At 69.3% G+C, this 23,905-nt stretch carries 20 protein-coding genes; 13 read left to right on the top strand and 7 right to left on the bottom strand.

From position 1 onward, the window contains the following. Positions 1–65: 65 nt before the first annotated feature. Both AVR91_RS10865 and AVR91_RS10860 read left to right on the top strand, forming a co-directional pair. Positions 66–761 (top strand): cupin domain-containing protein, encoded by a 696-nt coding sequence (locus AVR91_RS10865; RefSeq protein ID WP_063277535.1) that lies wholly within the window; start codon positions 66–68, stop codon positions 759–761. Between the two features lie 26 nt (positions 762–787). Beyond that, positions 788–2,185, top strand: a complete 1,398-nt coding sequence (locus AVR91_RS10860) for an alpha/beta hydrolase family protein (protein ID WP_063277536.1) — start codon at positions 788–790, stop codon at positions 2,183–2,185. A 7-nt stretch (positions 2,186–2,192) separates the two neighbouring features. On the opposite strand, the gene AVR91_RS10855 is transcribed toward AVR91_RS10860, so the two are convergent. Next, positions 2,193–3,416, bottom strand: a complete 1,224-nt coding sequence (locus AVR91_RS10855; RefSeq protein WP_063277537.1) for a PQQ-dependent sugar dehydrogenase — start codon at positions 3,414–3,416, stop codon at positions 2,193–2,195. A gap of 237 nt (positions 3,417–3,653) precedes the next feature. Between AVR91_RS10855 and AVR91_RS10850 the strand changes: the two genes are divergently transcribed. The 3 genes from AVR91_RS10850 (at position 3,654) to AVR91_RS10840 (ending at position 6,036) form a co-directional block, all read left to right on the top strand. Beyond that, complete coding sequence (locus AVR91_RS10850; RefSeq protein ID WP_063277565.1) at positions 3,654–4,559, top strand: 2-hydroxyacid dehydrogenase; 906 nt, start codon at positions 3,654–3,656, stop codon at positions 4,557–4,559. Positions 4,560–4,591: 32 nt separating this feature from the next. Then, positions 4,592–5,416 carry a DUF72 domain-containing protein gene (locus AVR91_RS10845; protein ID WP_063277538.1) on the top strand — a complete coding sequence of 275 codons (825 nt, stop codon included), beginning with the start codon at positions 4,592–4,594 and terminating at the stop codon, positions 5,414–5,416. 77 nt (positions 5,417–5,493) lie between these two features. Continuing rightward, complete coding sequence (locus AVR91_RS10840; protein ID WP_063277539.1) at positions 5,494–6,036, top strand: DoxX family protein; 543 nt, start codon at positions 5,494–5,496, stop codon at positions 6,034–6,036. Positions 6,037–6,146: 110 nt separating this feature from the next. Here the strand turns inward: AVR91_RS10840 and ilvD are convergent, their stop codons facing one another. Together ilvD and AVR91_RS10830 are read right to left on the bottom strand one after the other, a co-directional pair. Then, on the bottom strand, positions 6,147–7,991 hold the full coding sequence (ilvD, locus tag AVR91_RS10835; protein WP_063277540.1) for a dihydroxy-acid dehydratase: 1,845 nt from the start codon (positions 7,989–7,991) through the stop codon (positions 6,147–6,149). A gap of 63 nt (positions 7,992–8,054) precedes the next feature. Continuing rightward, positions 8,055–8,513: a PH domain-containing protein gene (locus tag AVR91_RS10830; protein ID WP_063277541.1), complete on the bottom strand. Its 459-nt coding sequence runs from the start codon at positions 8,511–8,513 to the stop codon at positions 8,055–8,057. A gap of 404 nt (positions 8,514–8,917) precedes the next feature. On the opposite strand from AVR91_RS10830, the gene AVR91_RS10825 reads away from it, so the two are divergent. The 4 genes from AVR91_RS10825 (at position 8,918) to AVR91_RS10810 (ending at position 12,614) form a co-directional block, all read left to right on the top strand. Further along, entirely contained in the window at positions 8,918–10,708 is a 1,791-nt protein-coding gene (locus AVR91_RS10825; RefSeq protein WP_016336538.1) for an acetolactate synthase large subunit, read from the top strand. Next, a complete protein-coding gene (gene ilvN / locus AVR91_RS10820) occupies positions 10,705–11,211 on the top strand; it encodes an acetolactate synthase small subunit (protein ID WP_005162051.1) in 507 nt (168 codons plus the stop codon). Before AVR91_RS10825 ends, ilvN begins: the two co-directional genes overlap by 4 nt. 39 nt (positions 11,212–11,250) lie before the next feature. Continuing rightward, positions 11,251–12,264, top strand: coding sequence for a ketol-acid reductoisomerase (gene ilvC, locus AVR91_RS10815; protein ID WP_016336537.1), 1,014 nt, complete (start codon positions 11,251–11,253; stop codon positions 12,262–12,264). A gap of 86 nt (positions 12,265–12,350) precedes the next feature. Further along, on the top strand, positions 12,351–12,614 hold the full coding sequence (locus AVR91_RS10810) for a DUF397 domain-containing protein (RefSeq protein WP_063277566.1): 264 nt from the start codon (positions 12,351–12,353) through the stop codon (positions 12,612–12,614). Positions 12,615–12,616: 2 nt separating this feature from the next. Here AVR91_RS10810 and AVR91_RS10805 read toward each other — a convergent pair whose 3' ends face one another. From AVR91_RS10805 to AVR91_RS10790, 4 genes are all read right to left on the bottom strand, one after another. Beyond that, on the bottom strand, positions 12,617–13,558 hold the full coding sequence (locus tag AVR91_RS10805) for an NADP-dependent oxidoreductase (RefSeq protein WP_063277542.1): 942 nt from the start codon (positions 13,556–13,558) through the stop codon (positions 12,617–12,619). Between the two features lie 261 nt (positions 13,559–13,819). Next, on the bottom strand, positions 13,820–14,776 hold the full coding sequence (locus tag AVR91_RS10800) for an ankyrin repeat domain-containing protein (RefSeq protein ID WP_063277543.1): 957 nt from the start codon (positions 14,774–14,776) through the stop codon (positions 13,820–13,822). Next, positions 14,760–15,596 carry a TIGR03620 family F420-dependent LLM class oxidoreductase gene (locus AVR91_RS10795; protein WP_063277544.1) on the bottom strand — a complete coding sequence of 279 codons (837 nt, stop codon included), beginning with the start codon at positions 15,594–15,596 and terminating at the stop codon, positions 14,760–14,762. Before AVR91_RS10795 ends, AVR91_RS10800 begins: the two co-directional genes overlap by 17 nt. After that, complete coding sequence (locus AVR91_RS10790; protein ID WP_063277545.1) at positions 15,593–16,501, bottom strand: TIGR03620 family F420-dependent LLM class oxidoreductase; 909 nt, start codon at positions 16,499–16,501, stop codon at positions 15,593–15,595. Before AVR91_RS10790 ends, AVR91_RS10795 begins: the two co-directional genes overlap by 4 nt. Before the next feature lie 96 nt (positions 16,502–16,597). Here AVR91_RS10790 and AVR91_RS10785 point away from each other — a divergent pair, with 96 nt between their 5' ends. From AVR91_RS10785 to AVR91_RS10770, 4 genes are all read left to right on the top strand, one after another. Further along, positions 16,598–17,164, top strand: coding sequence for a TetR/AcrR family transcriptional regulator (locus tag AVR91_RS10785; protein ID WP_063277546.1), 567 nt, complete (start codon positions 16,598–16,600; stop codon positions 17,162–17,164). Between the two features lie 101 nt (positions 17,165–17,265). Then, positions 17,266–18,864 (top strand): phosphoglycerate dehydrogenase, encoded by a 1,599-nt coding sequence (serA, locus tag AVR91_RS10780; protein ID WP_063277547.1) that lies wholly within the window; start codon positions 17,266–17,268, stop codon positions 18,862–18,864. A gap of 307 nt (positions 18,865–19,171) precedes the next feature. Then, positions 19,172–22,576: a S8 family peptidase gene (locus AVR91_RS10775; RefSeq protein ID WP_063277548.1), complete on the top strand. Its 3,405-nt coding sequence runs from the start codon at positions 19,172–19,174 to the stop codon at positions 22,574–22,576. 236 nt (positions 22,577–22,812) lie between these two features. Beyond that, positions 22,813–23,856 (top strand): 3-isopropylmalate dehydrogenase, encoded by a 1,044-nt coding sequence (locus AVR91_RS10770; RefSeq protein WP_007031599.1) that lies wholly within the window; start codon positions 22,813–22,815, stop codon positions 23,854–23,856. Positions 23,857–23,905: the final 49 nt, after the last annotated feature.

Raw genomic sequence — 23,905 nt, 5'->3', positions numbered from 1 at the left:
GCCCTCCTCCCGCGTTCAGTCCTCTGAATGCGGGTTGAGAAAGCGCTTTCATCGAGGAGATCATCGTGTTCCCGCTTCCTGGCGGTATCGGGCTTTCCCATCTGTGCGCCTACGAATGGGAAGCCGCGGACGGGGTGTGCGGCGGCAGCCCGCATCTGCATCTCGCCTGTACCGAGGCCTACGTCGTCACCGGCGGACGCGGCGGGGTGCAGACACTCGACGTCGGCGGCTACCGGGAGACCGAGCTCGAAGCCGGTGTCGTCGCGTGGTTCGCGCCCGGCACGGTCCACCGGATGGTGCAACGCGACGACCTGCGGATCACCGTGCTCATGCAGAACAGCGGGCTGCCCGAAGCGGGCGACGCGGTCTTCACCTTCCCATCGCCGGTCCTCGCCGACCCGGACGCGTACGCGGAGGCCGCCGCGATGCCCGCGGACGACGACGCGGCCCGCCGTCGCCGTGATCTCGCGATCGAGGGCTATCTGCCGATGCGCGACGCGCTCGTCGCGGGGGATCCCGGTCCGCTGCGGGACTTTCATCGCGCGGCCGCCGCGCTGGTCGCGCCGAAGGTCGAGGCATGGCTCCCACGCTGGCGCGCCGGTGCGCTGGCCGCCGCCGAGCTGACCGGCGAGCACTTGAGGGCGCTCGCGAACGGCGACGCGAGCCACTTGCAGCACTCCGGCGTCCGGGTCGCCGGTCCGTCCGAAGAGGGCGGTTACGGGATGTGCGGGAGGCGGACGGAGTACCGCATTGACATGTGACCATTTGGTCACCTATTTTGTTCTGCATGACCACTTCACGCAGGACACTCGTCACCGTGCTCGTCGCGGTTCTTTTCGGTGCGCTGTTCACCGCCGCGCCGGCGGCCGCCGAAGGGCGCGCGCGTATTTACGAAGGCACCATCGACGGAGCCGACTACCTGGTCAAAGTGCCGAAACGCTGGAACGGCACGCTGGTGCTGTACAGCCACGGGCTCTATGTGGATCCATGGGCGCCGAAGCAGATCATGTTGTCCACCAGACCCGAGACCGAGGCTTGGCTGCTCGATCAGGGTTACGCGCTGGCCGCGTCGAACTACAAGGGCACCTTCGGGCACGCGATCGAAGAAGCCTTGACCGATCAGATCGCGCTGCTGGACTGGTTCGAGGCCAACGTGGGCGAACCGCGGCGGACCGTCACCAGCGGAATGTCCATGGGCGCCGTGATCTCCTTGAAGCTGGCCGAGGACAACCCGGGCCGGTTCGACGGTGTCCTGGCGCAGTGCGGCGAGTACGACGCGCACGGCACGTGGAACAGCGCGCTGGACATGCTCTTCGCGCTCAAGACGCTGCTGGCGCCGGACGCGGACATCGACCTGGTCCGGCCTCGTGATCCGGCGGCCTCGAAGGCGGCACTCGAAGCCGCCGTCGCCGAAGCGCAGAAGACCGACGCGGGCCGGGCGCGGATCGCGCTGGCAGGCGCGCTGGGCACCATCCCCGGCTGGGCGCTCGCGCACGAACCGGAGCCGACGGCCCTCGCCGACCGTCTCGCCCACCAGGCGATGTGGGTCGCCGGCGCTTACCTGTACGGCTACGGACCGGGTACGCGTCCCGAAATCGAGCGCCGGGCCGGCGGGAACCCGTCGTCGAACACCGGGATCGACTATCGGCGTCAGCTCGCCCGGTCCACCGGTCTCGACCTGGTCCGGCATGCCTACCGGACGGGCGGCGTGGATCTGGAAGCCGACCTGGACCGGCTCGCCGAGGCCCCGCGGATTTCGGCGGATCCGAAGGCCGAGGCCTACATGCGGCACTACACCGTGGCGCGCGGCACCACGCCGTCGCCCGTGCTGACCACGCACACCACAGGTGACGGCGGCGCCGTCGCCGGACAGGCCCGGTGGTACGGCGACCAGGTCCGGCGCAACGGCGATCCCGCGCTGCTGCGGCAGACCTACGTGAACCGGGGCGGTCACTGCTCGTTCAACGCGGCCGAGGAGATCGTCCTGCTGCGCACCCTGCTGTCCCGGGTGGACACCGGCCGCTGGCCGTCCACCGAACCGCACCGGCTCACCGCCGCCGCGAACGCGCTGGGCGACGGCTACCGCCTCGTACCGGAGCTTTTCGACCCGGACCGCAAGGAAAAGCCGATGCCGCCGTCGTTCACGCGGTTCGCACCGGCGCCCCACCCGCGGCCGTCCCGCTGAGGACAGCTCAGTCCTTGCCGCCCCCGCCGGAGCTGGCCGACGGCGTGATGATGACGACGCGGTCGTCGCTCGAAACCGGCGAGCCGCCGTCCTTGTTGATCGTCCCGGCGACCGCGATCTGCGGGTTGATCATGCTCATCGCGGACATCCGGCCGAAGGTCTTCGGCGGCTTGCCGACCTTGCCGTCCATGGCGACGTTGGGCTTGCCGGTCACCGCTCCGTCCGGGGTGACCGGCAGGTTCTGCAGGTTGCCCGCGATGGACGTGGTGATGGAGAGATATCCGGTGGTACCGACGAAATCGGCGCAGCCCGCCACGCCGGGTTTGTCGGTCCAGCTCCAGGCCGGGGTGGTCAGTGGCTGGCCGCCGCGAAGCCGGTACAGGACGTCCTTGTCGGCCAGCCGGTCGGTGAGCCACACGCGGGAACCGGCCTGGTCGCGGCAGATCCCGCCGGGGGAGTGCACACCGGTCGAGAAGACCGCCGAACCGGCGGTGGGATTGCCCGCCGCCGGTTTGCCGGAGGTGTCGATGCGCAGCACCTTCCCGGCGAGCGACGCCGGATCGGCCGCGAGCCCGGGGTTGCCCGCGTCGCCGGTGGCGACCAGGAGCGCGCCCTTGGCGTCGGTGCCGATCGCGCCGCGGTTGCCGGTGGCCCCCTTGGGAATCCCGGTCAGCACCGGTTTCGGCGCCTGGCCCTTCGCCAGGCGGACGACCCGGTTGTCGGTCGGCGTGGTGATGTAGGCGAAGACGAGCTGGTCTTCGGCGAAACCGGGGGAGAGGGCGAGCGACGTGAGGCCGCCGTCGCCGGAGCCGTCCACGGGAACGGTCGCCCACTCGGCCGGGTCCTTCTCCGCGGCGGCGAGCAGGATCCGGCCGCTCTTGCGTTCCCCGGCGAGCGCGCTGGGGGCGCTGCCGTCACCGGGGATCGCGGCCACGGCGGCGACGGTGTCCAGACAGGTCGCGATGACGGCCTTGTCGAAGTCCTTGCAGCCCTGCGGCGGCGGGACCGGCGTCGGCGCCTGGTTCGGCCCGTTTCCCCGGCCGGGGCCTGCTTCGCCCGCTTCACCGCCCGGCCCGATCTGCGGCGGGACCTCGGGGGACGGCGGGTTGACCGGGGTGAACTTCTGCCCGGCGGCCGTGTTGTCGAATTCGGCGCAACCGGAGAGCATCAGCGCGCCGCAGGCCAGCATGGCCAGCGGCGCGGTCCATTTCCGCCGGTACCGGGTACGCACGGGCCCAGCCTAGGTGGGCGTACGTGAGCCACGGGTAAGAGCCTATGGCGGAGCTGAGATGTACGCGGAAAGTGACCATACGCGTGAACCCGCTACGGCCGAAGGCCCCGCTATCGCGGTGGTAGGGCGCCCTGTCCGCTCTCAGTGACTCACTTCTGCAGCAGGCGCCCTGCCGACGTCGATCGCGGACGCGGGTTCACCGACAGACACACAGCGGTGCTCGATACCGTGGCGATCATGACTGTGACCGTTCTCGTGCCCGACGAAGAGGGAGTGGCCGCGCTTTCGGAGATCGAGGGCGTGCGTCCGGTGGTGTACCGCCGCGGGGAGCCGGTGCCCGCGGAAGCCGCCGAGGCCGAGGTCCTCGTGACCGGTGAGGGGCCCAGCGAGGAACTCTGGCGCGAACTGCCGAACGTCAAACTCGTGCAGCTGCTGGCGGCGGGCGCCGAGGAGTGGGTGGGCAAGGTGCCGGACGGCGTGCTGCTTTCGACCTGCCGCGGCGCGCACGGCGGAAGCTCGGCCGAGTGGGTCGTCGCGGTCCTCTTGACGATCTACCGGGACCTCGACGGTTTCGCCGACGGCCACCGGCGGAAGCACTGGGAACGGCGGACCACGGACACCCTGCAGGGCAAGCGGGCCCTGATCATCGGCGCGGGCGACCTCGGCAGGCATCTGCGACGGCGGCTGGAGACGTTCGACGTGCGCTGCACGATGGTGGGCGCGACGGCCCGCGAGGGCGTCCACGGCAACGACGAACTCCCCGGCCTGCTGCCCGAACACGACATCACCGTCCTGATGGTGCCGCTCACGCCGCATACGCGGGGCATGGTCGACGCGGAGTTCCTGGCCGCGATGCCGGATGACGCGATCCTCGTCAACGTGTCGCGGGGTCCGGTCGTGGACACCAGCGCGCTCGTCGCGGAACTCGCGTCGGGACGGCTGCGCGCCGCCCTCGACGTCACCGATCCGGAGCCGCTGCCCGAGGGGCATCCGCTGTGGGACGTGCCGGGACTGCTGCTGACACCGCATGTCGCGGGCGCGGTGAGCGGGCGGCGGCAGCGCGCCTACGCGGTGGTGGTGCGGGAGTTGAGCCACTATCTGGGCGGGGAGCTGCCGAAGAACCTGGTCCACGGCGAATACTGAGCATCGTGGCGAATCTTCATGTCGGCTGCGCGATGTGGACGCACAAGGCGTGGGCGGGCCGGTTCCTGCCGCGGTCGCTGCCCGCGGGGGAGCGTTTGCGGGCGTACGCAGGCTGGTGCAACGCGGTCGAGGGCAACACGACCTTCTACGCGACCCCCGCCAGGGAGACCGTCGAGACGTGGGCGCGGCAGACCGGTCCCGGTTTCCGGTTCGTGGTCAAGCTGCCCAAGGTCGTCACGCACGAGAAACGGCTCGCCGGGGTAGAGACCGAGATGCGGGCGTTCCTGGACGCGGTCGAACCCCTCGGCGAGCGGGCGGTCCTGTGGACCCAGCTGCCCGCCTCGTTCGGCCCGCCGGACGTCGACGCCCTCGGCCGCTTCCTGCGCCGTCTCCCCGCCGGTCTCCGGCGCGCCGTGGAGGTGCGTCACCCCGGGTTTCACAGCGACACCCGCGCGACGGCGCTGCTGGAGACGGCACTGACCGACGCGGGTGCCGAGTGGGTGCCGTTCGACACCGAGGTCTTCTTCGCGAGCCCGCCGATCAGCGAAGCGGAACAGGACGCCTGGGCGAAGAAACCGCGGCTGCCGCGGCGGACGCGGGCGCTGACCGACCGGCCGATCGTCCGCTATCTGGGCCGTGACGCGACTGAGGTGACCGTCGAGGGATGGCGGCCGTGGGCCGAGGTGGTCGCCGGATGGCTGCGGGAGGGCCGGTCGCCGACGGTCTTCGTGCACACCCCCGACAACGACGACGCCCCGGCGCTCGCCCGCCGCTTCCACGACGACGTACGCGCCCTGGTGCCCGATCTCGACCCGCTGCCGGAACCCGAACCGGTCGAGCCGGCGACCTTGTTCTGAGCCGTTCCGGCGGTTCGGTCGCCTGACGGGCCGGTTTCCCCTACCCTTCGCGCGTGAGCGATGACTATCAGACCAGCATGATCTCGGACGTGGCCGACGCCGACAGCGGCCCCGGCCCGGCGGAGACCAGGGGCGGGATCGATCTCGGTCTGCTCGTCCTGCGAGTGGTGCTCGGCGTGACGATGGGCGCGCACGGGCTCCAGCACCTCTTCGGCGCCTTCGGCGGCCCGGGGGTCGGCGGCTTCGCCAGGGCACTCGGCGAATTCGGCTACACCAGCCAGACCACGCTGCTCTCGTGGATCACCGGGATCAGCGAGGTGGTCGGCGGTGCGCTCGTGCTGGTGGGCCTGTTCACCCCGATCGGCGCCGCCGCGCTGCTCGGCGTCTGCGCGAACATCGTCTACGTGAAGTTCGGCGGCGGATTCTTCCAGAAGCAGGGGCAGGGCTTCGAGTTCGAACTCCTGCTGGCCGCGGCTTCGCTGACCGTCCTGCTCGCGGGCTCCGGGCGGATCGCGCTGGACGTCAACACGCCGTGGCGGAAGCGGCCGCTCTCGTTCGGGCTGATCGGGCTTCTTCTCGCTGCGGCGGCTTCGGTCGTGGTGATCGTCCTCTGCCGCTGACCACCCGCATTCAGTCCTCTAAGTGCGGCTTTCGCGAGTGTCATGAAAGGGTCGTTCAGGACAAAAGATGTCCTGAACGACCCTTTCATGACATTTGGGGAAGGTGACCGCTACTTGTTCGGGTCGCGGACGGCGCCGGTGTCGGCCGAAGTCGCCATCCGCGCGTAGGCGCGCAGCGCGGCGGTGATCTTCCGGTCCCGCGAGACCGGCTGCCACGGCCGCTCGCTCGCCTCCATCTTCGCGCGCCGTTCGGCGAGCACGTCCTCGTCGACGAGCAGTTCGAGCCGCCGCTCGTGGACGTCGAGCAGGATCCGGTCGCCGTTCTGGACCAGGCCGATCGCCCCGCCCGCGGCGGCCTCGGGCGAGATGTGCCCGACCGAGATGCCCGACGAGCCGCCGGAGAACCGGCCGTCGGTGATCAGCGCGCATTTCTTGCCCAGCCCCGAGCCCTTGAGGAACGCCGTCGGGTGCAGCATCTCCTGCATCCCCGGGCCGCCCGCCGGGCCTTCGTAGCGGATCACCAGCACCTCACCGGGCTGGATCTCCTTCTTGAGGATGGCCGAAACCGCCTCCTCCTGGCTTTCGAGCACCCGGGCCGGGCCCTCGAAATGCCACAGCTCTTCGTCGATGCCCGCCGACTTGATGACGGCGCCGTTCTCGGCGAGGTTGCCGCGCAGGATCGCGAGCCCGCCGTCCTTGGTGTAGGCGTGTTCGACGTCGTGGATGCAGCCGCCGACGGCGTCGGTGTCCAAAGAGGACCAACGGTTCTCGGTGGAGAACGCCTCGGTGGTGCGGACCCCGCCCGGCGCCGCGTGGAACAGCTCGATCGCCCGCTCCGAAGGCTCCTTCGCCCGGATGTCCCAAGTGGACAGCCACGTCTCCAGATCCGGTGAGTGCACGGAGTGGACGTCGGTGTTCAGCAGCCCACCGCGGTGCAGCTCGCCGAGGATCGCCGGGATTCCGCCGGCGCGGTGGACGTCCTCCATGTGGTAGTCCGAGTTCGGCGCGACCTTCGACAGGCACGGCACGCGGCGGCCGATGGCGTCGATGTCGTCGATGGTGAAGTCGACCTCGCCCTCTTGCGCGGCGGCGAGGATGTGCAGCACCGTGTTGGTCGAACCGCCCATCGCCATGTCGAGGGCCATCGCGTTCTCGAACGCCTTCTTCGACGCGATCGAGCGCGGGAGCACCGACTCGTCGTCGTGAGAGTACCAGCGCTTGCACAGCTCGACGACCGTGCGCCCGGCGTCCTCGAAGAGCGCCCTGCGGGCGGCGTGCGTGGCGAGGGTGGAGCCGTTGCCCGGCAGGGAGAGCCCGAGCGCCTCGGTGAGGCAGTTCATCGAGTTCGCGGTGAACATGCCCGAGCACGAACCACAGGTCGGGCAGGCCGAGCGCTCCACAATGGACAGCCCGTCCTCGTCGACCTCGCTGCTGGCCGAAGCCGCGATCGCGGTGATGAGGTCGGTCGGCGCCTGCGCGACCCCGCCGACGACCACGGCCTTCCCGGCCTCCATCGGCCCACCCGAGACGAACACCACCGGGATGTTCAGCCGCATGGCGGCGTTCAGCATGCCCGGGGTGATCTTGTCGCAGTTGGAGATGCAGACCAGCGCGTCGGCCTGGTGCGCGTTCACCATGTATTCGACGGAGTCCGCGATGATCTCGCGCGAAGGCAGCGAGTAGAGCATTCCACTGTGCCCCATGGCGATCCCGTCGTCGACGGCGATCGTGTGGAACTCACGGGCGACCCCGCCCGCCTCCTTCACCGCGTTCGCCACGATCTCGCCGAGATCCTTGAGGTGCACGTGCCCCGGCACGAACTGGGTGTAGGAGTTCGCGATGGCGACGATCGGCTTGCCGAAGTCGCTGTCGGTCATTCCGGTGGCGCGCCAGAGCGAGCGCGCGCCCGCCGCGTTGCGGCCGTGGGTGGTGGTCCGGGAACGGAGTTGAGGCACGGCTGACTCCAAGGTTCGGGATGGGGACCAGGGCGAACGAGCGCCAAACTGGTCCTACCAATCCTACTCCCCGGAATCGTCGCGCTTTTCCGGAGCCTCGGTCACGTCGTCGGTCAGCCCGGACGGATCGGCCATCCGGCCCGCGCTGACCAGCGAGATCACCGGAAGATGGCGGGTGCGCACGGCGGGGAGGGCGACCTTGGTGTCGTCCTTCAGCACCGCCTGCACCTTCGCCTTGTCAGTGATGGCGAGGCCTTTGAGCGAGGTCCACGGCAGGTCTTTCCGCCCGAACATCGTCCGTACCTCCAGTCCCTTGGCCGTCGCCGTCGTGCGGGTCCGGATGACGAACACCGCCAGCGCGATCGGGAAGAGGTAGAGCCACTGGAGATACGGCACGTCGCCGAACGCGACAGGCGTCACACAAACGACGAGGAAAGCGATCGCCAGCAATGCCGTGTTCGGGATCTTGAAGACGGCCTTGCGGTCCTCGTTCACCTGTTCCCGCTGCTTTTCTTCTGCCACGTCAAAGATGGTGCACCGCCGCCTTCGAGGCCCCGAACGCGGGTCGCACCACACGCCGGAGATGTCCAGCATGCGGAATCGCCGTCCCGCAGAGTTGACACTCTTGACGGCGACCGGCTAGCTTCACTCTCGTGACAACGCAGACCGGCCTCGTACTTCCCAAGCGCGTCGACGCTTAGGGAAGTCTCCGCTGCGTCGACGCGCGACCCTCGTGCGACCACTCCGGTCGGCGGGGGTTTTTTGTTGCCTGGAACAATTTCACTGCCGAACCAGCCAATGAATACCCGAACGAGTGACTAGACAAGACGAGGCAAACAGCGATGACTAGTGCCACCTCGCGAGCTGATGCGAACTCCGGTACCTCCGGTGCCCGACCCAAGCCGGCGCCGCCCGCCGGGACCCCGGTGCGGGTCACGGGCGCGCAGTCGCTCGTCCGCTCGCTCGAGGCGGTGGGCGCGGAGGTCGTGTTCGGTATTCCCGGCGGCACCATTCTCCCGGCGTACGACCCGCTGCTCGACTCGACGAAGGTCCGCCACGTCCTGGTCCGTCACGAACAGGGCGCCGGCCACGCCGCCACCGGGTACGCGCAGGCGACCGGCAAGGTCGGTGTGTGCATGGCCACCTCCGGCCCCGGCGCGACCAACCTGGTCACCCCGCTGGCCGACGCGAACATGGACTCGGTGCCGGTCGTCGCCATCACCGGTCAGCAGTCCCGTGCGCTGATCGGCACGGACGCCTTCCAGGAAGCCGACATCTGCGGCATCACGATGCCGATCACCAAGCACAACTTCCTGGTCACCGACCCGGCGGACATCCCGCGCACCATCGCGGAGGCCTTCCACCTCGCCTCGACCGGCCGCCCCGGCCCGGTCCTCGTGGACATCCCCAAGGACGTCCTGCAGGAGATGACCTCCTTCTCCTGGCCGACGGAGCTGCGGCTGCCGGGGTACCGGCCCACGCTGCGCCCGCACGGCAAGCAGGTCCGCGAGGCCGCGCGGCTGATCAGCAAGTCGCGGCGCCCGGTGCTCTACGTCGGCGGTGGCGTGGTCAAGGCCGACGCCTCGCGCCAGCTGATGGAACTGGCCGAGCTGACCGGCATCCCCGTCGTCACCACGCTGATGGCGCGTGGCGCGTTCCCCGATTCCCACCCGCAGCACCTCGGCATGCCGGGCATGCACGGTTCGGTCGCCGCGGTCGCCGCGATGCAGCGGGCGGATCTGCTGATCGCCCTCGGCGCCCGCTTCGACGACCGCGTCACCGGGCAGCTGTCCTCGTTCGCGCCGGACGCCGCCGTCGTCCACGCCGACATCGACCCCGCCGAGATCTCCAAGAACCGCAAGGCGGACGTGCCGATCGTCGGCGACTGCGCGGAGATCATCACCGAGCTGATCGAGGCCGTCCGCGCCGAGACCGACAAGTCCGCGAAGCCGGACCTGAAGGACTGGTGGACGCAGGCGAGCGCTTGGCGCGACGACTACCCGGCCGGTTACGAGTGGCCCGAGGACGGGACGCTTTCGCCGCAGTACGTCATCGAGCGCATCGGTTCGCTCGTCGGCCCGGACGCGGTCTACACCGCGGGCGTCGGCCAGCACCAGATGTGGGCCGCGCAGTTCGTGAAGTACGAGAACCCGCGCACCTGGATCAACTCCGGCGGTCTCGGCACGATGGGCTTCGCCGTCCCCGCCGCGATGGGCGCCAAGTTCGGCGTGCCGGACAAGCAGGTCTGGGCCATCGACGGCGACGGCTGTTTCCAGATGACCAACCAGGAACTGGCCACCTGCGCCATCGAAGGCGCGCCGATCAAGGTCGCCGTCATCAACAACGGCAACCTGGGCATGGTCCGTCAGTGGCAGAACCTCTTCTACTCCGAGCGGTACTCCAACACCGATCTCGGTACCCACAAGCACCGCATCCCCGACTTCACCCTCCTCGCGGAGGCGCTCGGCTGCGCCGGGCTCCGCTGCGAGACCAAGGAGGACGTCGACGCCACCATCCGGCGTGCCATGGAGATCAACGACCGCCCCGTCGTGATCGATTTCGTGGTGGGGAAGGATGCCCAGGTGTGGCCCATGGTGGCCGCGGGCACCGGTAACGACGAAATCATGGCCGTGCGCGGGATCCGTCCGCTCTTCGACGACGACGAGGTCGCCGCCGAGGCGGAGCTGAACGCCGCCACAGAAGGAGACGCCCGATGAGCGTGCACACCCTGAGCGTTCTGGTCGAGAACAAGCCCGGTGTCCTCGCGCGGGTTTCCGGACTGTTCTCCCGGCGTGGTTTCAACATCGAATCCCTCGCCGTCGGGCCCACGGAGAATCCCGAGGTGTCCCGGATGACGATCGTGGTCGCCGTTGAGGAGCTACCGCTCGAACAGGTGACCAAACAGCTCAACAAGCTGGTCAACGTCATCAAGATCGTGGAATTGGAAAAGTCCACAGCCGTGCAGCGTGAACTGCTGCTCGTGAAGGTCCGGGCCGACAACACCGTGCGCAGCCAGGTCCTCGAAACAGTGCAGTTGTTCCGCGCGAAGGTGGTGGACGTGTCGCCCGAGGCGCTCACCGTCGAAGCCACCGGGACCTCGGACAAGATCGGTGCCCTGCTCCGGATGCTGGAGCCCTATGGCATCCGTGAACTGGTCCAGTCCGGAATGGTCGCGGTCGGCCGGGGCTCCCGCTCGATCACCGCCACCTCCGCTCGCTAGAAATACTTTGGTAAGTCAGGAAAGGAAGTAGTACCCCTCATGGCAGTGGAAATCTTTTACGACGACGACGCGGACCTTTCGATCATCCAGGGTCGCAAGGTCGCCGTGATCGGCTACGGCAGCCAGGGCCACGCGCACTCGCTGAGCCTGCGCGACTCCGGCGTCGACGTCCGCATCGGCCTGCCCGAGGGCTCGAAGTCGCGGGCCAAGGCCGAGGAGCAGGGTCTCCGCGTGCTCACCCCGGCCGAGGCCAGCGCCGAAGCCGACCTGATCATGATCCTCGCGCCGGACACGAAGCAGCGCTTCATCTACGAGCAGGACATCGCGCCGAACCTCAAGGACGGCGACGCGCTCTTCTTCGGTCACGGCTTCAACATCCGCTACGACCTGATCAAGCCGCCGTCGAACGTCGATGTCGCCATGGTCGCCCCGAAGGGCCCGGGCCACCTGGTCCGCCGCCAGTTCGTCGACGGCAAGGGCGTCCCGGCGCTCATCGCGGTCGAGCAGGACGCCTCCGGCAACGCGCAGGCGCTCGCGCTCTCCTACGCGGCCGCCATCGGTGGCGCCCGCGCCGGTGTCATCAAGACGACCTTCACCGAGGAGACCGAGACCGACCTCTTCGGCGAGCAGGCCGTGCTCTGCGGTGGCGCCTCCGCGCTGGTGCAGACCGGCTTCGAGGTGCTCACCGAGGCCGGCTACGCCCCGGAGATCGCCTACTTCGAGGTGCTGCACGAGCTGAAGCTGATCGTCGACCTCATGTACGAGGGCGGCATCGCGCGTCAGCGCTACTCGATCTCCGACACCGCCGAGTACGGCGACCTGACCCGCGGCCCGCGCGTCATCTCGCCGGCGGTCAAGGAAGAGATGAAGAAGATCCTCGGTGAGATCCAGGACGGCACGTTCGCCCGCGAATGGGTCGCCGAGGACGAGGCCGGACGGCCGAACTTCACCAAGCTCGAGGAGCAGGGCAACCAGCACCCGATCGAGGAGACCGGCAAGAAGCTGCGCGACCTGATGTCGTGGGTGGACCGGCCGATCACCGAAACCGCCTAGTCGTGGGCTGAAGGGGCCCTTCGCCGCATGCGATGCGGTGAAGGGCCCCTTCGTTTTGCGTACCGGAAAGCGATAGCGTGGGCACCATGAGTGAGCAGCCGGTGGACGACAAGGCTCATATCCGGCCGGACCTGGACTTGAGCGATGCGGTGTGGATCCGGGCGGAACCGGAGGGCGCGAACCTCGAAGACCGGGCCGAGTACGCGCTGGTGTCGCACACCGATGGCGTCACCTACACCGCGATGCGGCAAGCCTCGGATCCGGACGGCCACATCCTCGTGTTCACGCCGACGGAATGGGACGCCTTCGTGAAGGGCGTCCAGGACGGCGAATTCGACCTGCCCGCCTGAGGTCACTCCACGACGGACAGCACGACCTTTCCCGTTGTCTTACCCGCCGCCACGAGTTCCTGGGCCTTCGCGGCCTCTTCCAGCGGGAACACCGTGTCGATGGTCGGCTTGAGTCGTCCGCTGTCGACGAGTTCGGCCAGCGCGAGCAGTCCGGTGCGGTCCGGCTCGGCGAGGGTGAACCCGGCGATGACTCCGGCGGCCTCGGCCAGTTCCGGCAGTCGCTCGTCGTTCGTGCGGGTGAGCTGGACGAGCCTGCCGCCGCGGCGCAGCGTCTTGAGCGACCGGGGCCCGTACTCCAGGCCGATCGTGTCGAGCACGACGTCCACGTCGCGGACTTCGTCGGCGAAGTCCGTCGTGCGGTAGTCGATGAGCTCGTCCGCGCCGAGTCCGCGGAGGAACTCGTGTTTGGCCGCGCTGGCCGTCCCGATCACGTACGCGCCGCGCGCCTTGGCGATCTGGACCGCGAGATGCCCGACGCCGCCCGCCGCCGCGTGGATCAGGATCCGTTGCCCGGGCTGGATGTCCGCCGTGTCGACGAGGCTCTGCCAGACGGTCAGTCCCGCGAGCGGGACCGCGGCCGCGTGCACGTGGTCCAAAGTGGACGGCTTGCGCGCGAAGTGACGGCTCGGCGCGGCGACGTACTCGGAATACGCGCCCGCCTGGAACGGGAACGACGGCATGCCGAAGACTTCGTCGCCGGGGGAGAACAGCGACGCGCCCGCGCCGACCTCCTCGACCACGCCGGACACGTCCCAGCCGAGGATGAACGGCGGATCGCCCATCGGGCCGATGCCGCCGGTCTCGCGGGTCTTCCAGTCGACCGGGTTGACGCCGGCGGCGTGCACCCGGACCAGGATCTGGGTCGGGCCCGGGGTGGGTCTTCCGACGTCGACGAGTTCGAGTACTTCGGGGCCGCCCAGGTGCTTTTGGCTGATCGCTCGCATGGGTCCATTGTTCGGCGAGCGTCGTACTTTCGGCGAGGGGGCGGCGGGCCAGCGGGCGTCAGGATCGGGACACGTCTCTCGCGGATGTCATGAAAGGGTCGTTCCTGACGTTTTTCGTCCTGAACGACCCTTTCATGACACTTGGGGAACCGGTGGCCGTGCCATGAACGGTCCGTTCCTTGCAAAATTTGCAAGGAACGGACCGTTCATGGCGTGCGAGCCGGTCGGGCGCCTCCGCGATGGCGCGACAGGCACAAAAGCTCAGGCGCCTCGCAGCACCGCAAGGATCTCCGCCTGCTCGAAATGCTCGGCCCACCCCAAGGCCGACGACCGGTACAGCGAATCCTCCAGCGAAGGATCCGCTCCGGCTTCCAGTAACGCCCGCACGGCGTCCACATGTCCGCCCTGCACGGCCAGATGCAGCGCCGTGACACCTTCGCCATGCGAAAGCCCGCCGAAGGTGCCCTGGTGGTTCACCGAAGCACCCAGCTCGGCCAAGGTACGGATCGCCGAAGCCTTTCCCTGAGCCGCGGCCCACGTCAGCGCGGTACCCCGGTAGACGTCGGCGTTCACGTGGGCACCTCGCTCCACCAGTGTGCGCACGGCGGAGGACCGGTCGTTCCGCGCCGCCCACGAAAGCGCCTCGTCGACGATCTCGGCCGGATCGTCGCTCGGCCGCCATTCCGGGAAACCGCTGTGCGGCCGGTGGAATTCGCGATGCGCGCCCGCCGCGGGGGCGAGTGTGCCGTCCGGTGCGAGCAGCTCGTCGAGCAGGTCGGCAACGCCGAGCCCCGCCGCCACCCGGAGGTTGCCGGGGGAGAGGCTGTGCGAAGCCAGCAGCTCCGCGGCCTCGCGATGGCCCCAGAACAACGCGACCACCAGCGGCGTGCCACCGTCGCCCCGGGCCGGGACGTCGACCGGGGCGCCCGCTTCGAGCAGCATCGTGACCAGCAGCGGCAGCCCGGCGTACCCGGCCTGGTGCAGCGCCGTCCAGCCGTGCACGTTGGCGGAGGCCGGATCGGCGCCGTGGTCGAGCAGGATCCGGCACAGCCGCTCGTCGCAGGTCGCGGCGGCCATGCCGAGCAGGTCGTTCCCGTTCTTCCCGTGCGCGTGGACGAGGGTGGGCAGGTCGCCGATCAGGCGCGCGAGCCCGGCCAGGTCTCGCGCGTCGATCAGTTCCCGTGCGTTCTCGAAGGCGAGTTCAGCCGGTGACGTCACGCTCCCGCACGCTACCCCCGACCCCCGACAGAACCCGCCATTCGGCCAGCGGGATCCGCTCGTCGCCGGTCAGGACCTGCAGGCAGACGTGATCCGCCCCGGCGTCCAGGTGCGCGCGCACCCGCGCGTCTATCTCGTCCTCCCCGACCGCGACCAGCGCGTCCACCAGCTTGTCGGAGCCGTAATCCTCTTCGGTGAATCCGAACCGCCGCAGATTCGCCTGATGGTGGGCCGCCAGATCCAGGTACATCGACACGTGCCGCCGCGCGATCTCCCGGTCCGATCCCAGTACGACGGCCTGCTCGACGGCGAGGAAGGCCGAAGGCCCGATGGTCTCCCGCGCCAGCGCGGTGTGCTCGACGGGGACGAAGTACGTATGCGCCCCATCGGTGCGTTCCGCGGCCAGGGAGAGCATCTTCGGTCCCAGTGCCGCCAGCACGCGCCGGCGTGGGGAGTCCGGTGTGGACAGTTCGGTCCGGTCCATCTCGTCGAGATAGCCGCGCATCCCCTCCAGCGGCTTCGCACCCGGAAGGTGCCCGCCGAGTCCGAGGACGAATCGGCCGGGATAGGCCTCGGCGAGGGTTCGCTCGGCGGCGGCCGCCGCGACGGGTGCCCGATGCGAGAACCGCGCGATCCCGGTGGCGACGGTCAGCCGGGACGTCGCCGCGAGCAGCAGGCCTGCCTGCGTGAACGCCTCCCGGCCCAGGTACTCCCCGAACCACAAGGTGTCGAAACCGAGCTCCTCGACTTCCGCGGCCGCCTCGCGGACTTCGCCGATTTCCTTGCCGTCGAACGCGAACGTCCAGATGCCGACGCTCATCGGGTCACCGCCGTCAGTGCCGGGGCGAGCCGTTCCAGCTGGTCCACGATGGACGCGAGGTCATCCCCGACCGGATTGACGAGCACGGTGTCCGCGCCGGCGTCCACGAGTTCCTTGAGCCGCCCGGCGATCCGCTCTTCGTCGCCCCACGCGGTCAGCCCGTCCACGAGCCGGTCGCTGACGTCGTCGATGTCCGCGTCGGTGTAGCCGAGCCGCTTCCAGCCCTTGAAATAGTGCGGGATGCCGTACTGCTTCATCAGTCCGATGTCCCTCGCCACGCTCTTCCGCGCCTGTTCGCGGTCGCCGAGCAGAACGGAATGGGTGGGGATGAGCAGCTTGTCCCGGCCGAGGATTGCGCGCGAGTACGGCGTGTGCTCGAAGGGCTGGGCGAACGGATGCGCCCCGTCCGTGAGATCCCTCGCGAGTTCGAGCATCTTCGGCCCGACGGCGGCCAGGACACGCGGGAACGGGACCGGCGAAGGGAATTCATCCGCCGCCGCGGCCATGGCCGTGAGGTAGTCGCGAGTCTGGTCGAGCGGCCGGTAGTCCGAGCCCGCCTTCGCCGCCTGATACGAGTGTCCGATCCCGACGCCGAGCACGAACCGGCCGGGGAACGCCTGCGCGAGCGTCCGCCCGCCGCTGTGGGCGGTGTACGCGGGCCGCGACCAGATGTTCGCGATCCCGGTGCCGACCACCACCCGTTCGGTGGCCGCGAGCGTGATGGCGCTGTAGGCGAACAGCTCCCGGTTGCCAGGCCCCTCGCCTCCCCAAACGGTGCGGTAACCCAGCTCCTCCAGACGTCGCATCGCCCGCCGTTCCTCGTCCGGTGTCGGCGTGAACATGCCGACCGGCAGCCAGACACCCACCGCTCCCAGCCGGTCCCGGGTTTCTTCGATCAAGGCCATTTCCGTCTCCCCAGCTAACATGAGGCTGCCTCCGCTTACGTCGCCCGACTATACGGAGGCTGCCTCCGATTTGTCGAGACTAGGCTCGGGAGCGCGATGGACATCCAGAAGAAGCCGCTGCGGGCGGACGCCCGGCGCAACTACGAGCGCCTCCTCGAAGAGGCGAGACGCGCCTTCGCCTCGAACGGGGTCGAGGCGTCCCTGGAAGAGATCGCGCGCCGGGCCGGAGTCGGCATCGGAACGCTCTACCGGCACTTCCCGACGAGGGAGGCGCTGGTCGAGACGGTGCTCCGTGAGGGCTTCGACGCGCAGGCCGGGGCGGCTCGCGAGCTGCTGGGCTCCCCGGAGCCGGTGGAGGCGTTGAAGGCCTGGTTCGCCGGGATGGGTGAACAGTCGGCGCGCTACCGGGGACTGCCCGAGCTGATGGTCGACGTCCTCAACGACGAGACCTCGCCGCTGTACGCGTCATGTCACGCGATGCGGGACCAGGTGTCCCAACTGGTGGAAAGGGCGAAGGCCTCGGGTGAGCTCCGGGCCGACGTCACAGTGCACGAATTACTGGTGCTGCTGCACGCGCTTTCCTGGGCCAGCGAACACCTTTCGGGTGACAAGGGCCTCGAACGGCTCCTCGAGCTCGTTTTCGCGGGATTACGGGCGAGTTAACAATCCCCTGTCACCAGGTCTAAACTGCGGCGCAACCGGGCACAACGGCGTGACCGTCAACAGTGAGTCGCAGGCACAGACCAGATAGTGGGAGCCGTATCGTGACCAAGCCGAACAAGCCCGTCGTCCTCATCGCCGAGAAGCTCGCGCCTTCCGTGCTGAGTGTCTTCTCCGACGAGGTCGAGGTCCAGCATGTGGACGGCACGGACCGCCCCGCGCTGCTCGAAGCCGTGAAGACGGCGGACGCGCTGCTCGTGCGGTCCGCGACCAAGGTCGACGCCGAGGTCCTCGGCGCCACCACTTCGCTCAAGGTCGTCGCCCGCGCCGGCGTCGGGCTGGACAACGTCGAGGTCCCCGCCGCCACCGAACGCGGTGTGCTGGTCGTCAACGCGCCGACGTCGAACATCGTCTCCGCCGCCGAGCACGCCGTCGCGCTGCTGCTCGCCGTCGCCCGCCGGGTCCCGGCCGCGGACCAGAGCCTCCAGGGCGGCGCGTGGAAGCGCAGCGCCTACTCCGGCGTCGAGATCCAGGGCAAGACCATCGGTGTGGTCGGCCTCGGCAAGATCGGCCAGCTGTTCGCGCAGCGGCTCGCCGCGTTCGACACCAAGATCATCGCCTACGACCCCTACGTCTCGGCCGCCCGCGCCGCGCAGCTCGGCATCGAGCTGGTCACGCTGGACGAGCTGCTGGAGCGCGCCGACGCGATCTCCATCCACCTGCCGAAGACCCCGGAGACCAAGGGCCTCATCGGCGCCGAGGCGCTGAAGAAGACCAAGCAGGGCGTCATCATCGTCAACGCCGCGCGCGGTGGCCTCATCGACGAGCAGGCGCTGGCGGACGCGGTCAGCTCCGGCCACGTCGGCGGTGCCGGTATCGACGTGTTCGTCACCGAGCCCACCACCGAGAGCCCGCTGTTCGGCCTGCCGAACGTCGTCGTCACCCCGCACCTGGGCGCGTCGACCGCCGAGGCGCAGGACCGCGCGGGCACCGACGTCGCGAAGTCCGTGCTGCTCGCGCTGCGCGGCGACTTCGTGCCGGACGCGGTGAACGTCGCGGGCGGCGGCACGGTCGGCGAGCACGTCCGGCCGTACCTCTCGCTCACCCAGAAGCTCGGCACCGTGCTGACCGCGCTGAACCCGAAGGCCCCGGCCTCGGTCACCGTCGTGGTCAAGGGCGAGCTGGCGGCCGAGGACGTCAGCGTGCTGCCGCTCGCGGCCGAGCGCGGTGTGTTCTCCGGCGTCGTCGAGGACCAGGTCACCTTCGTGAACGCGCCGCGTGTGGCCGAAGAGTTGGGTGTCCAGGTCGATCTGGTCACCGAGACCGAAAGCCCCAAGTTCCGCAGCCTGGTCACCGTCCGCGCGGTCCACGCCGACGGCTCGACCCTTTCGGTGTCCGGTTCGGTCACCGGCAAGGACGAGGTCGAGAAGCTGGTCGAGGTCAACGGCCGTCACTTCGATCTGCGCGCCGAAGGCAACGTGCTGCTGCTCGAATACCCGGACCGCCCGGGCATCATGGGCCGCGTCGGCACGCTGCTCGGCGAGGCGGGCCTCAACATCGAGGCCGCGCAGATCAGCCAGACCACCGACGGCGCGGACGCGGTCATGCTGCTGCGCGTGGACCGTTCCGTCGACTCGCACCTGCTGGAGCCGATCGGCGCCACCGTGGGCGCGCACACGATCCGCGCGGTCAACTTCGGCTGACCTCCGATTAGCGCGTGAAGGCCCCCTTCCCTCGGCTGAGTCGAGGGAAGGGGGCCTTCACGCGCATTCCGCAATTAGCCGACTAACTGCGGTTGTTGTGTGTGCGGGGTTCGCGAGATCGCAGAGCAAGATTCAATAACGGTGAAAAATGCCTACTGAAGTCGGGCTGGTCCCCCGATAGGTTCTTCCGGCGAGGCCGAACCATCGCGCCGTCAAGGGCACGGCGCGGCGCCGGGGCTCACCGTCGGGGGTGTGTTCGAGCGGCAGGCAGGTTCCGAGTCAAGGCCTCGAGTGAGGGCACGTACTCATGAACAGATCCCGCGTACCCCGGTGGGCCATCCGCTCATCGGCCGCGGTCTTCGCCGCGTTGCTCGCGACGTCCGTGACCGGGGCGACCGCAGCCGCGCAGGATGTCCCCCTCGCGGACGGTGTCACGCCGGCGAAGATCGACCGTAACGGATTCCAGGGGAAGGTCGAGCCGAAGCTCAAGGCCGCCCAGGGGCAGATCACCGCGTTCGTCGAGCTGGCCAAGCAGCCCGCCGTCGACGCCTTCAACGCCGAGCAGAACAAGGGCGCCGGCAAGGAGAAGGCGAAGAAGGCCGCGAAGGACGCCAAGGCCGCCGCGGCCGCGACGGTGGACTCCGTCGTCGGTCAGCTCAAGGCCGCCGACGCCGGCACCCAGCTGGTCACCCAGACCGCCAACGCGGTCGCCGGAGCGGTCGTCACGGCCGACGCGGCGAAGATCCGCGAGCTGGCGAAGCGGCCGGACGTCGTCTCGGTCAAGAAGGTGGTCCCCAAGACCCGCACCAACTCCAGCGCGGTCCAGCTGACCAACACGCTCGCGTCGTGGCAGCAGACCGGCCGCTACGGCGACGGCATCCGCGTCGGCGTGATCGACGACGGCATCGACTACACCCACGCCACCTTCGGCGGTCCGGGGACGGCCGAGGCGTACAAGGCGATCAACCGCGACCAGGCCACCCCCGCCTTCCCGACCGACAAGGTCGTCGGCGGTATCGACCTGGTCGGCGACGTCTACGACTCGGGCAGCGACGACCCGGCCCTCAACACCCCGAAGCCGGACCCCAACCCGATCTCGTGCGGCCACCACGGCACGCACGTCGCGGGCACGGTCGCCGGATTCGGTGTGGACGAGGCGGGCAAGACCTTCACCGGTGACTACAAGAAGCTGAACAAGAAGAAGATCGAAGCGATGCAGATCGGCCCGGGCACCGCGCCCAAGGCCCTGCTGTACGCCATCAAGGTCTTCGGCTGCGACGGCTCGACCAACGTCACCTCGCAGGCACTCGACTGGTCGCTCGACCCGGACGGCGACGGCGACTTCACCGACCACCTCGACGTGGTCAACCTGTCGCTGGGCGGCGACTTCGCCACCCCGGACGACCCGGACTCGCTGTTCGTGCGCAAGATCGCCGCGAACAACGTCGTCCCGGTGTTCTCCGCGGGCAACGGCGGCGACCTCAACGACGTCGGCGGCGCACCGGGCAACACGCCCGAGGCGCTGACCGTCGCCAGCAGCCGTGACGCGTCCGTCCTTCGCGACGCCGTCGAAGCCGTCGCTCCCGACGGCGTGAAGGGCGCGAAGACCGGCCAGTTCAGCCAGAACTACGCGACCTACGACACGCTCGACGTCACCGCGCCGGTGGTCACGCTGTCGGCCGACAACGCCGCCGGCTGCAAGCCGTACTCCGAGGCCGACAAGGCCAAGGCCGCGGGCAAGATCGTGTTCCTCGAATGGGACGACAACGACGCGACCCGCGCCTGCGGTTCGGGCGCCCGTTCGAACAACGCGCAGGCGGCCGGCGCCAAGGGTGCGCTGTTCTCCTCGACGCTGGAGCACTTCACGGCGGGTATCGCGGGCAACGCGGCCCTGCCGACGTTCCAGCTGACCGGCAGCGCGACCGCCTCGGTCCGCCCCGCGGTGGCCGCGGGCACGCTGCAGGTCCGCATGACCGGCAAGGGCCGCGTGTCCGTGCCGACCACCGATCAGTCCATTGTGGACACCCCGAGCTCGTTCACCTCGCGTGGCGGGCGCGGCCCGGCCGTGAAGCCGGACGTCGCGGCGCCCGGTGACTCGATCGCGTCCGCGCTGAGCGGCAGCGGGTCCGGTCGCCTGGTCATCTCGGGTACGTCGATGGCGGCTCCGCACACCTCGGGTATCACCGCCCTGATCCGTCAGGCGCACCCGGACTGGTCGGTCGAGGAGGTCAAGGCCTCGGTCATCAACACCGCCGGCCACGACATCCGTGACGCGTCGGGCCGGGTCTACGGTCCGCAGCGCGTCGGCAGTGGCCGGATCGACGCGAAGGCCGCGCTGGACAACCAGGTCCTGGCCTACGTCGTCGACAACCCCGGCTTCGTCTCGGTCAACTTCGGCGTCGTCGAAGCGGGCGGTCCGGTCACCCTGACCAAGACGGTCAAGGTGGTCAACAAGGGCATCAAGCCGGTCGAGTACTCGGTGGGCTACGAAGCCGTGAACTCGCTCCCCGGTGTCGAGTACACAGTGGACAAGCCGACGGTGAAGCTGAGCCCGCGCGGTATCGCGCTGGTGAAGGTGACCCTGAAGATCGCCGACCCCAAGGCGCTCCGCAAGGTCATGGATCCGACCATGGCGGCCACGCAGGTCGGCCTCGCCCGCCAGTTCGTGGCGGACGCCTCCGGCCGGATCGCGTTCACCCCGAAGAGCGGCACGACCGTTCCGCTGCGGCTTTCGGTGTACTCCGCGCCGAAGCCCGTCTCGTCCATCAACACCCCGGGCAACGTCAACTTCGGCGCCGGCCAGAACCAGGCCGTGCTGAACCTGACCGGCAAGGGTGTGGATCAGGGTTCCGGTGCGCAGCGGTACCGCTCGCTGATCAGCGTGCTCGAACTGCAGGCGGAATCCCCGCAGCTGCCGGAATGCGACGGCGACGTCACGACCGACTGCACGCTGAACCAGACCGCCAAGGGCGCCGACCTGCGCTACATCGGCGCGGCGTCGACCGCTCCGCTGGCCAAGGCGCAGGGTGAGCCGGAGAACGCGTTGCTGGCCTTCGGTCTCACCACCTGGAGCGACCTGGCCAACCTGGGCAGCAACACCTCGCCGTTCGTGGACATCGACACCACGGGCGACGGGCAGCCGGACTTCGAGACCTATGTGACCAAGGTGACGTCGACCGACGTCCTCGTGGCGGTCACCGTGGCGCTGAAGCCGGGCTTCCCGCAGGTGGACATCCAGCCGATCAACGGCCAGCTCGGCGACGTCGACACGAACGTGTACGACACCAACGTCGTCGTCCTGCCGGTGAGCATCGCCGCGCTGGGCATCGACCCGAACGCCGCGTCGCACAAGATCAGCTACACCGTCGGGACCTCCGGGTTCTACGCGGCGCCGGGTGCGGACTCGTCGACGATCGACTACGTCGGCACGCCGCTTTCGTTCGACGCCTTGGCTCCCGCGTACACCGTCCAGGGCGGCGGCGACTCCGCGCTGGGCTACGTCGCGAAGCCGGGCACGGCGCTGGTGGTCAACCGCAACGCGGCCGCGCAGGACACCGTGCTGGGCCTGCTGGCGATCGAGCACCACAACGCCTCGGGCAACCGGGCGAACGTGGTGAAGATCCAGACGAACAACGGTGGTGGCGACACGGGTGTCGACCGGCCGGGCAACGGCGGGCGGCACACCGGACGTCAGCCGATCGGTGTGGGCTGACGCGATAGTGCGATAACCCGCGTTCGATGAGGTGAGGGACGCCCTGGCGGCATGCTTTGCGCCAGGGCGTCCCTTCTTGTTTTCACTCTTTCGGCTGTCTCGCTCTGTGGGAGGTTCCGGCATAAGGGTGGTGCGGCTACGGCTACCGGGCTACGGCCGGTAACCTTCCGCTGCTGGCGTTTTCTTGCGGATGGGCCATCCGGACTGCCGGTGGCCTGGTCTACGGAGGTGTGTGGATGCGGCTCGCGGTGATCCCAGGAGACGGGATCGGGCCCGAAGTGGTCTCCGAGGCGCTCAAGGTGCTCGGTGAGGTCGTACCGACGGCGGAGATCACGAACTACGACCTCGGCGCCGCCCGGTGGCACTCCACCGGTGAGCTGCTCCCGGAGTCGGTACTCGGTGAACTCCGTCAGCACGACGCGATCCTGCTGGGCGCGGTGGGCGACCCGACGGTGCCGAGCGGCATCCTGGAGCGTGGCCTGTTGCTGCGGCTCCGGTTCGAGCTCGACCACCACGTGAACCTGCGCCCCGCCCGGTTGTACCCGGGGGTGCGCGGACCGCTCGCCGAGGCGGGCGAGATCGACATGGTCGTCGTGCGTGAAGGCACCGAAGGCCCGTACGCGGGCAACGGTGGCCTGCTGCGCAAGGACACCGAGAACGAGATCGCGACGGAGGTCAGCGTCAACACGGCGTTCGGCGTCCGGCGTGTGGTGACCGACGCGTTCAACCGGGCCGAGGCGCGGCCTCGCAAGCACCTGACGCTCCTGCACAAGACGAACGTGCTGGAGTACGCGGGCTCGCTGTGGTCGCGGATCGTCGAAGAGGTCTCGCTGGAGCACCCGGAGGTGACCGTCGCCTACTCCCATGTGGACGCCGCGACCATCCACCTGGTGACCGACCCGTCCCGCTTCGACGTCGTGGTGACGGACAACCTGTTCGGCGACATCATCACCGACCTGGCGGCCGCCGTGACCGGCGGCATCGGGCTGGCGGCGAGCGGGAATCTCGACATCACCCGGCGGAACCCGAGCATGTTCGAGCCGGTGCACGGCAGCGCGCCGGACATCGCGGGCCAGGGTCTCGCCGACCCGACCGCCGCGGTGCTCTCGGTCTCGCTGCTGCTGGACCACTTGGGACAGAAGGAAGCGGCGCGGCGGATCGAGGCCTCGGTGGCCTTCGACCTCGCGACCCGCGACCAGGCTTCGCCCGGTGCGACGCACGCGATCGGTGACCGGCTGGCGGCACTGGTGTCGTCGAACGTGCGCCCGGTCACTCAGTAGTTTCTTCGGGCTGAAGGGGCCCTTCGCCGCATCTCATGCGGTGAAGGGC

The sequence above is a fragment of the Amycolatopsis keratiniphila subsp. keratiniphila genome, from assembly GCF_001620365.2.
Lineage (GTDB): Bacteria > Actinomycetota > Actinomycetes > Mycobacteriales > Pseudonocardiaceae > Amycolatopsis > Amycolatopsis keratiniphila.
Note: the sequence above shows the minus strand (reverse complement) of the source record. Positions and strands in the feature narration are given on the sequence as shown.